Consider the following 13,224-nt stretch of genomic DNA (forward strand, 5'->3'; position numbering starts at 1 on the left):
GCGTCACCTCGCGCGGTGGATGGATGGAAAACGGTTGTGCGTGGGCACGGGCAGGGGCTGGGGAAATTCCAGCACGAAGATGGCGTAGGCGCCTTCGCGCGCGACGCAGCGGATGCGCGCCTGCCAGGCTTGCATGATTTGCCGGCACAGGGCCAGGCCGATGCCGCTGCCGTTATGCGAGGGATACGAATAGAAGCGGTCGAAGATCAGCGGCAGGCGGCTGGCCGCGATGCCGCAGCCCGTATCGATGAACAGCAGGCGCGGCACGGGATGGGCGCCATCGATGATGATGCGCACTCTTCCCTTGCCGGCGCGGTGGATGCTTTTCAAGGCATTGCGCAGCAGATTCAGCAGGATGACCACGCACAGCTCGGACTGGCCGGGAAACGTGAAATCGGCGCGCACGTCGACCTTGACGATGTCGCGCTGGGCCGTGCTGGTAAACGGGTAGCGGCGCAGCACGGCCGTCACGCTGTCGTGCATGGCCACCGCCTCGTTGGCTTCGAGCTTGCGGTTGACGGCGCTGGCGCTGAGCAGGAACAGATCGATCATGTGGTGCATATGGCGCACTTCGAACTGGATGCGCGCCAGCGCTTCCCGGCTGGCCTCGTCCGGCGGCTGCCCTTGCAGGTTTTGCCGCAGCCCGCGCTGCAGGCCGCGCACATTCGCCTCGACGCTGACGAGAGGCGTGCGTAATTCGTGCGCCACGCTGCCCAGGCCGGCCGCCAGCCCGGCCAGTTTCTCCTGCGCGCCCACGTTGCGGCCCACCTTGACGACGGACAGCACGGCAATCGTGAACCAGTGCACGGGCAATTGCTGCAAGACGTCGCGGCTGAGCAGGAAGGCGGGATCGCCGGCCACGGCAAACGCCAGGCAAGCCAGCAGGGTGCCGCCCAGGTAGGCCAGCACGGCGATGCGCGTATCGAAATGAAACAGCACGACCAGCGCCACCAGCAGCGAATGCGCCCACATGCTCGAGGCGTGGTTCATCAGGAACATATATGTAAAGAAAAACGGCAGTTCGAAGGTCAGCCCCAGGAACAGGTAGACGCTGAACCAGGTATTGCTGAAGCGGTCAGGCCACAGCGCGGGCAGGAACAGCAGGGCGGAGATGGTGCGCAGCAGCGGCGACTCGTATTCTTGCGGAAAGAAATAATGCCACAGCGCGTAGTACATGGGCATGCCCAGTGCACCGATGAGCGCCAGGGTGCGCACCTGAGCGCGCCGCACCGGCGTGTGTTCGATGGCGTCGTGGAAATGCAGGAAAGGCTGGAGCAGCTTGCCTTGCCACCGTTTTCCGGAAGGGGACTGCGCATGCATCATGATCAGAGGGGCGTGTTCGTTGAGGCGTGTCAATGCAACATGATCGGCGGGTTCCCTCTGTATCAGCACAATATCGGCACAACTGTTGAGCTGTATCAAACGCTTGCCGGATGACTCGCGCATGTTGGATGCGGTAGTTCCCACCGCAACCAATCAGGAGTTCCTATGATAAACGCTATTTCCCCTCTGCCGTCCCGCGCCATCCATGCCGAGCAAAGGATGCCCGCCTTCGTGCGCGCGCGCATGGATGAGCACTATGTCGAGCGCATCGAGAAGCTGCTCGGCGGCGAGCACTTGCATGAATGGCAAGCCGTGCCGGCCGGTGCGGTCATGCTGGCAGGCAATGATTACCTGAACATCGCCGGCGAGGCGGCGCTGCTGGCGGCCCAGGCGCGCGTCTTGCAGGGCGGCGGCGCCATGCTGATGTCGTCCGTGTTCCTGCAGGAAGGCAGCCGCCAGCACCGGCTGGAACACAAGCTGGCGGATTTTCTCGGCAGCGAGGCGTGCGTGCTGGCGCAGTCGGGCTGGGCCGCCAACGTGGGCTTGCTGCAAAGCCTGGCCGGACCCGGCATCCCCGTGTACCTCGACATGCAGGCGCATGCGTCGTTGTGGGAAGGCGTGCAATCGGCGCAAGCCGTGCCCGTCGCCTTCCTGCACAACGATGGCGCCCACCTGCAGCGCCAGCTCGACAAGCATGGCCCCGGCATCATCATCGTCGATGCGCTGTACAGCACCAACGGCAGCGTGGCGCCGCTGCTGGACATGGTGGAAATTGCCGAACGCAGCGGCAGCATGCTGATCGTCGACGAGTCGCACTCGCTGGGCACGCACGGCCCGCAGGGCGCGGGGCTGGTGGCGGAGCTGGGCCTGGCCGAGCGCGTGCATTTCCGCACGGCGTCGCTGGCCAAGGCGTTCGCGGGCCGGGCGGGGCTGATTACCTGTTCGGCCCGTTTCAAGGGCTATTTTTTGTCCGCCTCGCGGCCCGCCATCTTCAGTTCCTGCCTGCTCGAACACGAGCTGGCGTGGTTCGATGCGGCGCTCGACTTCATCCGCGCCGCCGATGGCCGCCGCGCCGCGCTGCACCGCCACAGCGTGCAGCTGCGCCAGGGGTTGACGGATCTCGGCTACAACGTCAGCGACGGCACCGAGCAGATCATCGCGCTGGAAGCGGGCAGCGAACCCGATACCTTGATCCTGCGCAAGGCGCTGGAACGGCACGGCATCTATGGCGCCGTCTTCTGTGCGCCAGCCACGCCGAAGAACCGTTCGCTGGTGCGCCTGACCCTGAATGCGGGCTTGCGCGAGGACGAGTGCGCAAGGGTGCTGGCCGCCTGCGCCGCCATCCGCGACGAGACGGGCATGGCGCGCTGGCCCTCGACGCGGCGCCTGCGCAAGCTGGCGCTGGTGTAGCGCGCGTCAGCCGTTGGCGGGCTGGTTGCCGGCGATCGTGCCCAGCAGCATGGACAGGGGCGCCAGCTGGTCCGCGCTGGCATTGCCCAGCAATTCCTGTCCCAGCGCCTGTGCCGTCGTATGCGCGTGCGCCAGCAATGCCAGTCCCGCCTCGGTGATGGCGGCGTAGCCGACGCGCGCATCGCGTGCATCGGCCTGGCGCGCCACCAGGCCGATTTTTTCCAGCGGCATCAGCGAGCGCGTGATGCCGGATGCCGTCAGCGCCAGGCGCTCGGCCAGGTCGATGCGGCGCAGGCGTCCGCCGGGCGCCCGCTGCAAGTGGTACAGCAATTGGTAATCGCTGAAGCTCAGGCCGTGCAGATTGCCCAGGATGCTGTCGAAGCGGCGCACGATGAGCGCCTGGGCGCGCGCCAGGCGCAGGCAAAAGTCCAGCGCGCCGCCGCCGTCCGGCGTCGGGAGAGTGTGTTCGGTCATGACATCCTTTTCATTTGCTGCGCAGTGCGTGAGTGCGCAAGTGTAAAGCATGGCCGCTCAATAGCGTGCTTGTCCCTGTTCCAGCAGCTGCGCCTGGTGCAGCGCCAGCAGGGCGTCCAGTTCGGCGTCCGCATCGAAGGCGGGATCGGCGGATTGATCGACGGTGTCGATGATGTCGAAGCGAAAAGCCGCCGCGCCGTCGCGCCGCCAGTCCGCCTGCAGGCGGGCGTTGCGGTGCGTACCCAGCGTGAGTTCGAAGCGGTGGCGGTTCAGCGCGCCGGGTGCGTTGCGGCTGCGTTCGAGCAGGGTGCGCCCGCTGGGCAGGTGGCGCAGCGCGATGATGCCCAGCGCGGGCGCTTGTTGCCGGTAAGCTGCTTTCAAGGCTGCTTGCTGTGTTTTATCCATGTTGTGATTTCCTTAAGCTTGGGTGACGTAATCGGTGCTTGCGATGTGGGCAATATCCGTGAACAGGGCGGCGGCGATGGCGGCGGCCAGCAGCAGGGCGCCGCCGACGCAGAACAGCTCGCCAACGCTCACGTGGCGCAGCAGCGCACCCGTGGCCGCCGCCGACAGGGGCGCCAGTCCCAGGAAGATGCCCATGAACACAGCCATCGCCCGGCCCAGCATGGCGGGCGCCACGCGCCGCTGTATCCACGTAAAGATGGCCACCTGCACATAGCCGCCCAGCACTCCCGTGACGGCCAGCAGGGCCGCGCCGTGCCAGGACGCGCCGATTTGTCCCAGCGCCATCAGCAGGCAAGCCACGACGGCGTCGACGAGCAGCAAGGTGGCGCCGAAATGGCGGCGCAGCCAGGCGCCGCCCAGGCTGGACGCCAGCATGCCGGCCAGGGTGCCGGCGCCGTGCGCGCCCATCAGCATGCCCAGCGCCGCGGCGCCGTGCAGGCGCTCGCTGGCCAGCACGGGCAAGGCGACTTGCAGCGGACCCATGACGAAGAATGCCACCACGGCCCAGTAGGCATAACAGCTGCGCAGGGGCAAGTCGCGCCACACCATGGCCAGGCCCGCCGCCATGTCGCGCCACATGCCTTGCGGCGCCGCAGCCGCAGCCAGGGGCCGTAGCTTGACTTGGCGCAAGGTCCACGCGGAAAACACAAACGTCAGCGCATCGATGGCGAAGGCGGCGGCCAGCGCCGCCATGGAGGTGTGCTGCCCGTTACCGTGGGCACCCAGCACGAGCGCCGCCAGCAGCGGACCGGCCAGCAAGGACAACTGGCGCGCACCCATCTGCAAGCCATTGGCTTTCTGCAACGTAGGTGCAGGCACGGCTTGCGGCAGGATGGCCGTGCCGGCCGGAATGCCGAAGGCGGACGCGATGCCCAGCGCCAGCGCGGCCGCATACGCGAGCGCCAGGCTGGCCAGGTCCAGCACCAGCAGTCCCGCCAGTGCCAGCAGGATGGCGGCGTTCGCATATTTGCTCAGCAGCAGCACGCGCCGGGGCGAATAACGGTCGGCGATGGTGCCGCCCAGCAAGATGAGCACGGCGCGCGGTGCGCCCATCAGGGCCACGGCGATACCGAGGCTGAGGCTATCGCCCGTCAGGCTCAGCACGAGCCAGGGCAGGGCCAGCAGGCTGAACTGGTCGCCCAGCATGGAGACGAGTCCGCCGCCCAGCAGCCAGCGGAAGTTGGTATTGCGCAGCAAATCAGTGTCTGTGGCGGTTGGCATATTCATCTTGTCCCTGTTTTAAAATTGCATGGTAGTTGATGAAAGCTTGATCAGTCAAGTATATTGCCATTTATTGCGGCAGGGAGCGCTGGCGCTGCATGGAGCGCCGATGCTTGCGCTATCATGGCGGCCATGACTGATACCACTGCCCCCACCCTGTACGAGACCATCGGCGGCGCCCCCGTGCTGCGTGAAATGGTCGACCGTTTTTATGACTTGATGGAACTCGAAGCCGAGTTCGCCGGCATCCGCGTCATGCATCCGCCCTCGACGGACGGCTCGCGCGACAAGCTGTATTTCTTCCTGACGGGCTGGATGGGCGGCCCGGATTTGTATATCGAGAAATTCGGCCACCCGCGCCTGCGCGCCCGTCACTTGCCGTATGCCATCGGCACCAGCGAGCGCGACCAGTGGCTGCGCGCCATGGCCTGGGCCATGGAAGACACGGGCATCGAAGAATCCTTGCGCGTGCGCCTGATGGAATCGTTCTATCAGACGGCCGACTGGATGCGCAATAAAGCTGACTGATCCCATGAGCCCAATCGAGTTCTACAGCCTGCTGGGCGCCGCCATCGCCGCCATCGTCCTGTTGCTCTTGCTGCTGCTGCGCCCGCGTGGCGCGGCCGGCGATGGCGCCACCACCCTGGCGCTGGTGCAGCAGCACCAGCAGCAAAGTCTGGAACGCATCGACCGGGTCGAGCGCGAAGTGCGGCTGCAATTGCAGGCGTCGGCGCAAGCGACGCGGCAAGATCTGGCGGCCGGCCTGGCGCAATTCCAGGCGGCGACCCTGCAGCAGCTCGACAGCCTGCGCACGCAGATGCAGGCGCAGGGGAAAGTGGGGCGCGAAGAGCAGGCGCAAAGCCTGGCGCGCTTTGCCGAAAGTACCAATCAGACCCTGGCCCAGCTGACGGAATCGAATGCGCAGCGCATGCTGGAAGTGCGCGCCACGCTGGAGAACAAGATCCGCGACTTGCAGGCCGACAATGGCGCGCGGCTGGAAGAAATGCGCAAGACGGTCGACGAGAAACTGCACGCGACGCTGGAAACGCGCCTTTCCGCCTCGTTCCAGCAAGTGTCGGAGCGGCTGGAAAAAGTCCACCAGGGACTCGGCGAAATGCAGCAGCTGGCGCTGGGCGTGGGCGATTTGAAGCGGGTGCTCACCAACGTCAAGACGCGCGGCACCTGGGGCGAAGTGCAGCTGGAAATGCTGCTGGAGCAGGTACTTACTGTCGACCAGTACGCGAAGAACGTGGAAACGTTGCCGGGCAGCGGCGCGCGCGTGGAATTCGCCCTGAAACTGCCGGGCATGGTCGACGGCGGGCCGCCCGTGTGGATGCCCATCGACGCGAAATTTCCCAAGGAACAGTATGAGCGCCTGGTCGAGGCGGCCGAGCGGGCCGATGCGGACGCCGTGGCCCTGGCCGGCCGCGAACTGGAGCGGGCCGTGCGGGGCGAAGCGAAAACCATCGCCGAGAAATACCTGGCGCCGCCGCTGACGACGGATTTCGCCATCCTCTTCCTGCCTACCGAGGGACTGTATGCGGAAGTGCTGCGCCGCCCGGGCCTGGCCGACGAATTGCAGCGCGTGCACCGGGTCAGCATTGCCGGGCCATCGACCCTGACGGCCTTGCTCAACAGTCTGCAGATGGGTTTCCGCACCCTGGCGCTGGAAAAGCGCTCGTCCGAAGTGTGGCAAGTGCTGGGCGCCGTCAAGACGGAGTTCGGCAAGTTCGGCGACGTGCTGTCGCAAACCCGGCTGACCCTGGAAAAGGCGGCGAAGAATATCGAAAGCGCGGAAGTGCGCAGCCGCCAGATGGCGCGCAAATTGAAATCCGTGGAAGCCTTGCCGGGCGAGGCGGCCGCCTTGCTGCTGGGTAAGGCGGACGGCGGCGCCGGCGACGGCGAGTAGCGCGCCGCCTCAGGCTGCCCGCGCAGTGCGGCGGCGCAGCGCGCTGTAGCCGATCAGCGCCAGTCCCGCCAGCAGCATGCCCCAGGTTTGCGGTTCCGGCACGGCCGGCAAGACGGTCGGCACCGTCGGTGGCAAGCTAGGGATGATCACGGTGGGCGGCACGATGATGCTGCTGCCCCGGTCCGGCGGCACGCTTCCGCCACCACCACCACCACCACCACCCATGCCGGCCGGCGGGCCGATATCGCTGACGGTACGCACGTAATCGAAGGGCAGGAAAGGAATGCTGGCCACCTCGGGCGGCATGGCGCCGCCCGTGAACGAGCCGCCGCGCAAGGCGTCGGGATTGTCGATCAGGGGCACGCCTGCCGTTTCCGGGGCGGCGGGCGCGGCGGCCGGTGGTGCTGCACCGCCGGGAGCAGCACCACCGGCCGCCGGCGGCGCCGACGCGGGCGCCTGCGTGATGCGGCTGACGTTGCGGCAAATCGTCGGCACCAGGATGCACTGGCCCTGCACGCAATACACGAGGCCCCGTTCCTGCATCTGCTCGTTCCAGCCCGCACGCGTGACGTTGCGGCAGACGCGGCCGGGGCCGAAATGCATGTCGCTGATGCGCGCGTTGTAATTGCCCTTGCCGCGGATGGCGTCGCGGCTGATCACCACGATCTCATCGTACTGGCGCGCGCGCATGCGCGCCTTCAATTGTTCGCGCACTGGCGGCGCGATATCCGTATAGCGGTCCACGGCCGCCACCACGTCACCCATGAACGGGTCGACGCCGGGACGGTTCCAGTTGCAGTTGTCCAGCACGTCGGCGCGGGCCACGCCTTTCGCATACGCGGGCAGGGGAGCCAGAGATAACATGCCGAATAGGACTGCTGCACCCAGCATGCAGGTGCTCGCCAACCATGGGCCGTGTTTCATTGTTAGTTTCCTCGTGAAAACAATATCAAAATTGAACTTTTGCGTGAGTTCGAATGTTATCACCGAAGAAACTTCAATATCAACTAATAAATAAAATTATTACAATTAGTGTTGTGTTTATTGATTTATTTTAATGAGAAATGATTAATATTTTTATCTCGGCGGGCGCAGGTGTGCCGCGCAGGAGGAAATTGATTGCGAAGGGGAAATGCAAACGGCCCGCGCAGGGCGGGCCGTCAAGGAGAGGGGGAGGGCAGTTGCTTTACATCAGGCCATGGAACAGCACAACGTCGACGAGGTCGCCGGCCGCCACGTGGCCTTGCGCTTCATGCAGCACGATCATGCAATTGGCTTGCGTCATCGAGCGCAGGATGCCCGAGCCTTGCGCGCCCGTCACGCGCACGTGCTGGCGCCCGTCCGCGCCGCGCTCGACGATGCCGCGCTGGTATTCCGTGCGGCCCCGTTTCTTGCGGATCGGTGCCTGCGCCGCCACCTGCAGCAGGGGCAGGCTGGCCGTGTCCGCGTCGGCGCCCATCAGGCGCAGCAGGGTGGGGCGGGCGAGGAAATAAAACGCCGCCATCACGGCCACGGGGTTGCCGGGCAGGCCCAGCAGCAAGGCCGTGTCGCCCTCGCTGGCAATCCGGCCAAAGGCCATGGGGCGGCCCGGGCGCATGTTGATCTGCCAGAAGGCCACGTCGCCGAGGCGGGCCAGGATGTCGCGCGTAAAATCGGCCGCGCCGCTGGACACGCCGCCCGAGGTGATGATGACGTCGGCCTTGGCGCAGGCGCCGCGCAGGGCCGCTTCCAGCGCCTGCGGATTGTCCTTGACGATGCCCATGTCGAGCACCTCGCAGCCGAGGCGGGTCAGCATGCCCAGCAGGGTGTAGCGGTTGCTGTCGTAGATGCAGCCCGCATCGAGCGGCTCGCCGATCGAGCGCAATTCGTCGCCCGTGGAAAAGAAGGCCACGCGCAGGCGGCGGCGCACGGGGACGGCGGCGATGCCCAGCGAGGCCAGCAAGCCCAGTTCGGCTGGCCCGAGTATCTTGCCTTGCAGCAAGGCCGGCTGGCCCTGCATCAAGTCTTCGCCCTTGAAGCGGCGGTTGTCGCCGGGGCGGATGCAGTCCGGCGCCAGCGTGATGCTGGTTTCATTGGCTTGCAGCACCAGTTCCTGCGGCACCACGCTGTCGCAGCCGTCGGGCATGACGGCGCCCGTCATGATGCGCGCGCATTGGCCGCGCCCCACTTTGACCGTGCCGGGACGGCCCGCCAGGATGGTGTCGACCACGGCCAAAGTCACTGGCGTGTCGCCGCCCAGGTCGGCACCATGCAGCGCATAGCCATCCATGGCGGAATTGTCGTGCGCGGGCACGCTGATGGGCGAGATGATGTCGGTCGCCAGCATGCGCTCGAACGCCTGCGGCAGCGGCAATTCCTCGATCCCGGCCACGGGTGCGACGGTGTCGGCCAGGATGGCTTGCGCCATCGGCACGCTCAAGCCCCGCGCCTGCAAGGCGGCCAGCTCGTCCGGGGTATTGATGTTGCCGAACGCGGCGCCATCCTCGAACAGCACTTCGGCCAGCTTCAAGGGGCCGTGCCAGGTGCGCATGCGGCGTTCGCCGCCGCGCAGGTAGGCATCGAGCTGGGGCAGGGCGGCAGTCTTGACGAGACAGAAGACGGGGTGCGGCCGGCGCACGGCCGATCCCGTCGCCGGATCGGTTTCCTCGGTGACGGCGATGGCCAGGTCGGCATCGTTCTCGACCAGGCCGGCGGCCAGGCGCGCGGCCAGGTCGGGCGGCAGCAGGGGTGAATCGCACGGCACGGTGAGCAGGTAGGGCGTGCCGGCGTGCCGCATGCCGCTGTGTAAACCTGCCAGCGGACCCAGCTGGCCCGGCAGCGCGTCCGGCCACACGGGCAGGCCGAAGCGCGCGTAATCGCCGGCATCGGCATGGACGCTGACGGCCAGCTGGCCCACTTGCGGCGCCAGGCGCTGCAGCACGTGGCGCGCCAGGGGCTGGCCATGCAGGGGCAGCATGCCCTTGTCGCGCTGGCCCATGCGCGTGCCCAGGCCGCCGGCCAGGATCAGGCCGGTAATGTCGTGTTTGTTGATCATGTCAGGTAGGAAAATGGGTGCATGCGCCATGGTAGCAGCGGCGGGCGCGCGCCGCGCCCGATTCAGCCGCCGATGTACGACATTTCCACTTTCTTTTTACCGTGCTCAAGCGCGCCGCCCGTCAAATCCGTCTGGCTGGTGCGCAATTGCGAATAGCGGTCGGCGCGGCCGCGCCACAGCTGCGCCACGGCCGAGGAAATTTCCGCGTCGCTGTTGCCGCCGCGCAGCAGGCTGCGCAAGTCGTGGCCGCTGCTGGCGAACAGACACGTGTACAGCTTGCCTTCGGTCGAGAGGCGGGCGCGGCTGCAGTCGGCGCAGAACGCTTGCGTGACGCTGGAAATGAGGCCGATTTCGCCGCCGCCATCGGCGTAGCGCCAGCGCGCCGCCGTCTCGCCCGTGTAGTTCGGGTCGATGGGCAGCAAGGGCATGTGTTCGCCGATACGGCGCACCACCTCGGCGGACGGAATGACTTCCCGCAAGTTCCAGCCGTTCGAGGCGCCCACGTCCATGTATTCGATGAAGCGCAAGATGTAGGGCGTGCCCTTGAAGTGGCGCGCCATGGGCACGATTTCCTGCTCGTTCATGCCGGCCTTGACGACCATGTTGATCTTGATCGGTCCCAGGCCCGCCGCATGCGCGGCATCGATGCCTTGCAGCACGTCGGCCACGGCGAAATCGACGTCGTTCATGCGCTTGAAGGTGGCGTCGTCGAGCGAATCGAGCGACACGGTGACGCGGTTCAGGCCCGCATCCTTCAAGGCTTGCGCCTTTCTGGCCAGCAAGGAACCGTTGGTCGTCAAGGTCAGGTCCAGCGGCTGGCCCGACGGCGTGCGCAGTGCGGCCAGCATGGCGATGAGCTTTTCGATATTCTTGCGCAGCAGCGGCTCGCCGCCCGTCAGGCGGATCTTTTCCACGCCGTGCGCGACGAACAGGCGCGCGATGCGCGTGATTTCCTCGAACGACAGCAAATCCGTATGCGGCAGATATACGTGGTTCTTGTCGAACACGTCCTTCGGCATGCAGTACACGCAACGGAAATTGCAGCGGTCGGTGATCGAGATGCGCAAGTCGTGCAGGGGCCGGCCCAGTTGATCGTTCAGCAGGCCTGTTGGCGCTTCCAGGGCGGCCGGGATGGCCGGTGCGGCCCGTCGCCGCTCCGTCATCATGATGATTTTTTCTGACATGAGCCTAATAATCTTGCTGTTTTTCTAATTCCGGCGCCGCATAAGGGCCGCCTGATTCGCTAACCATACCACGATCGGGGCGCGGTCGTCGGCGGCCGGCTAGAAACCCGCTTCGCGGCGCGCCACGCCCGCGGCCGCGCGCAGGAAACGCCATGCCGGCGCTTCCCATTCCCCGGCGATGGCGACCCTGCCGCGCCAGGCAGGGCTGCTGGCCGGCAGTTCGGCGTCCGCATCGAGCAGCACCCGGTATACGGCCTGTTCGGGATACAGCACGCCGTTCTTTTCGCGCACCAGCACGTCGCCGCCGAACAGCGCCGCCAGTTCCGGCTCGTTCAGGGTGCGGCTGGCATCGCGGTCGATGCTGGCCACGGTCAGGCGCAGGGCGGGGCCGGCCAGGCCGTCGGCGAGGAACAGGGCACGGTCGCCGCGCGCGATGCGCCGCACGGCATCCTGGTCGACGTAGGCCACCACCTGCCAGCGCCCGGCGCCCACCAGCGAACCCAGATATTCCTGCCCTTTGAGCCATTCGCCGGGCCGCAGGTCGGGATCGACGTCGACCAGCACGCCCGCGAACGGCGCCAGCGGCCGGTAGCGCTGCAAGTCCGCGCCCACCGTCGCATGCTCGGCGCTGGCGTAGGCCAGCTGGTCGTTCAGCACTTGCCAGTCCTTGCGGCTGGCGACGTCCAGGCCCGCCGCTGCCGATTGCCATGCCAGCAAGTCCTGGCGCGCGCCCGTCTCGCCTTCGCGCAGCGCCAGTTCGGGCGATGACAGGCGCAGCAGGGACTGGCCGGCGGCGACGCGCTGGCCATTGGCCACCGGCAGCGCTTCGAGCGCCGCGTGCGCGGGCGCGTAGAGCGCCAGGCGCGTCTGCGGCTGCAGCACGCCGGAGGTCAGCACCCGGTCCGGCCATGGCAGCATCAGCAGCAGCGCAAGCAGCGCGGCCAGGCCGGCGCTGCGCCAGGCGCGGCGGCTGTGCCGCAGGGCGTCGCGACGCGAGCGCCACACCTGCAGTTCGCGCCACAGCGGCAGCGCGACAAACCAGCAGATCTCGACGAGGAACAGCAGGATGCCGACGGCCTTGATGAAGAAGTGGTACACGAGTGCGGCGATGCCCAGAAACAGCACCAGCCGGTAGATCCATACGACCCAGGCGAACAGGATCAGGCCGGCGCGCCGGCGCGGCGGAAACGATTCCGGCGCCGGCTCGTTCAGCGCGAACAGGCGTTCGCGCAAGTCCCAGCGGGCCAACGCGAATGCGCGGCTGTGCAGGTTGGGCAGGCCCAGGTAATCGGACAGCAGGAAGTAGCCGTCAAAGCGCATGAAGGGACTGGCATTGATGGCCACGGTGGTGATCCAGGTGGTGGTCGAAAGCAGGAAGGCGACCTGCTTGGGGCCACCATCGGGCAGCCAGGTCCAGGCCAGCGTGGCCCAGGCGGCGATCATCAGTTCCGTCATGATGCCGGCGCCCGCCACGGCCAGGCGCTGCTCGCGGCGCGCCAGCTTCCACACTTCGTTGGTGTCCGTGTACGCCACGGGCCACATCACCAGGAAGGCCAGGCCCATGGTCGGCACGCGGCAGCCGTAGCGCTTGGCCGTCAGCGCGTGGCCCATCTCATGGCAGACCTTGGCGAAGGTGATGGCGGCGCCGTACAGCAGGGCACCATGCCAGCTCAGCGTGTCGAGCAGGGTGGCGGAAAAGCGTTCCCAGTCGCGGTAGGCGCCGGCCACTCCCAGCAGGCCGGCGGCCAGCGTCAGCCAGCGGAAGGCGGGCGAAAACAGCCACCCGAGGCGCGGCGCGAGCCAGTCCAGCCAGCGGTCCGGACGCACCAGCGGGATGCGGAAAAACAGGTAGTTATGCAGCAGCCATTGCTGCCAGCTGCCGCGCTGGCGCGTGGCCGCCATCGCCGCCGCGGCGCCCTGGCGCGGCTGCAGCAGCTGCTGCTCGCGCAGGAAGTCGAGCAGGCGCTCGATGGCGCCGCCATCGAGTTGCAGGGTGGTGCTTTGGTTGATGTCGTCGATGAGGGCCTGGGCGTCGTTGTTCTCCCAGCGGCGCAGCATCTCGAAGCTGGGCCAGTCGAGCTGGAAGAACAGGTTGCGCACGGGGTCGTGCAAGGTCCAGCTGGGCTGGCCGTCGGGCAGGCGTGGGCCGGCATGGATGGACAGCTCCTGGCGCAGCAAGGGTAAGGCGTGCATGCGGTTCCGTT

11 protein-coding genes are annotated in these 13,224 nt (G+C 66.8%); 3 read left to right on the forward strand and 8 right to left on the reverse strand.

What is annotated here, in order from left to right; genetic code table 11:
• Positions 1-3 precede the first annotated feature (3 nt).
• Positions 4-1,356 carry a sensor histidine kinase gene (locus tag OX462_RS06185; RefSeq protein WP_409028012.1) on the reverse strand — a complete coding sequence of 451 codons (1,353 nt, stop codon included), beginning with the start codon at positions 1,354-1,356 and terminating at the stop codon, positions 4-6.
• A gap of 132 nt (positions 1,357-1,488) precedes the next feature.
• Here OX462_RS06185 and cqsA point away from each other — a divergent pair, with 132 nt between their 5' ends.
• Positions 1,489-2,733: an alpha-hydroxyketone-type quorum-sensing autoinducer synthase gene (cqsA, locus tag OX462_RS06190; RefSeq protein ID WP_409028013.1), complete on the forward strand. Its 1,245-nt coding sequence runs from the start codon at positions 1,489-1,491 to the stop codon at positions 2,731-2,733.
• Positions 2,734-2,739: 6 nt separating this feature from the next.
• Here cqsA and OX462_RS06195 read toward each other — a convergent pair whose 3' ends face one another.
• The 3 genes from OX462_RS06195 to OX462_RS06205 are packed head-to-tail and all read right to left on the reverse strand — an operon-like array spanning position 2,740 to position 4,893.
• Positions 2,740-3,207, reverse strand: a complete 468-nt coding sequence (locus OX462_RS06195; RefSeq protein WP_070312152.1) for a MarR family winged helix-turn-helix transcriptional regulator — start codon at positions 3,205-3,207, stop codon at positions 2,740-2,742.
• A 57-nt stretch (positions 3,208-3,264) separates the two neighbouring features.
• Positions 3,265-3,612, reverse strand: a complete 348-nt coding sequence (locus OX462_RS06200) for a GIY-YIG nuclease family protein (RefSeq protein WP_409028014.1) — start codon at positions 3,610-3,612, stop codon at positions 3,265-3,267.
• 12 nt (positions 3,613-3,624) lie between these two features.
• Positions 3,625-4,893: an MFS transporter gene (locus tag OX462_RS06205; RefSeq protein ID WP_409028015.1), complete on the reverse strand. Its 1,269-nt coding sequence runs from the start codon at positions 4,891-4,893 to the stop codon at positions 3,625-3,627.
• A 132-nt stretch (positions 4,894-5,025) separates the two neighbouring features.
• Between OX462_RS06205 and OX462_RS06210 the strand changes: the two genes are divergently transcribed.
• Positions 5,026-5,421: a group II truncated hemoglobin gene (locus OX462_RS06210; RefSeq protein ID WP_070224562.1), complete on the forward strand. Its 396-nt coding sequence runs from the start codon at positions 5,026-5,028 to the stop codon at positions 5,419-5,421.
• A 4-nt stretch (positions 5,422-5,425) separates the two neighbouring features.
• The gene (rmuC, locus tag OX462_RS06215) at positions 5,426-6,802 is read left to right on the forward strand and encodes a DNA recombination protein RmuC (RefSeq protein ID WP_409028016.1); all 1,377 of its coding nucleotides are present in this window, start codon (positions 5,426-5,428) and stop codon (positions 6,800-6,802) included.
• Between the two features lie 9 nt (positions 6,803-6,811).
• Here the strand turns inward: rmuC and OX462_RS06220 are convergent, their stop codons facing one another.
• The 4 genes from OX462_RS06220 to OX462_RS06235 form a co-directional block, all read right to left on the reverse strand.
• The gene (locus tag OX462_RS06220) at positions 6,812-7,666 is read right to left on the reverse strand and encodes an MHFG family PEP-CTERM protein (protein WP_409028017.1); all 855 of its coding nucleotides are present in this window, start codon (positions 7,664-7,666) and stop codon (positions 6,812-6,814) included.
• A gap of 322 nt (positions 7,667-7,988) precedes the next feature.
• Entirely contained in the window at positions 7,989-9,836 is a 1,848-nt protein-coding gene (gene glp / locus OX462_RS06225) for a molybdopterin molybdotransferase MoeA (RefSeq protein ID WP_409028018.1), read from the reverse strand.
• A gap of 62 nt (positions 9,837-9,898) precedes the next feature.
• Positions 9,899-11,020 carry a GTP 3',8-cyclase MoaA gene (moaA, locus tag OX462_RS06230; RefSeq protein WP_409028019.1) on the reverse strand — a complete coding sequence of 374 codons (1,122 nt, stop codon included), beginning with the start codon at positions 11,018-11,020 and terminating at the stop codon, positions 9,899-9,901.
• 99 nt (positions 11,021-11,119) lie between these two features.
• Positions 11,120-13,213 carry a site-2 protease family protein gene (locus OX462_RS06235; protein ID WP_409028020.1) on the reverse strand — a complete coding sequence of 698 codons (2,094 nt, stop codon included), beginning with the start codon at positions 13,211-13,213 and terminating at the stop codon, positions 11,120-11,122.
• Positions 13,214-13,224 lie beyond the last annotated feature (11 nt).

The sequence above is a fragment of the Janthinobacterium aestuarii genome, from assembly GCF_046113285.1.
In the GTDB taxonomy this organism is placed as follows: Bacteria; Pseudomonadota; Gammaproteobacteria; order Burkholderiales; family Burkholderiaceae_D; genus Janthinobacterium.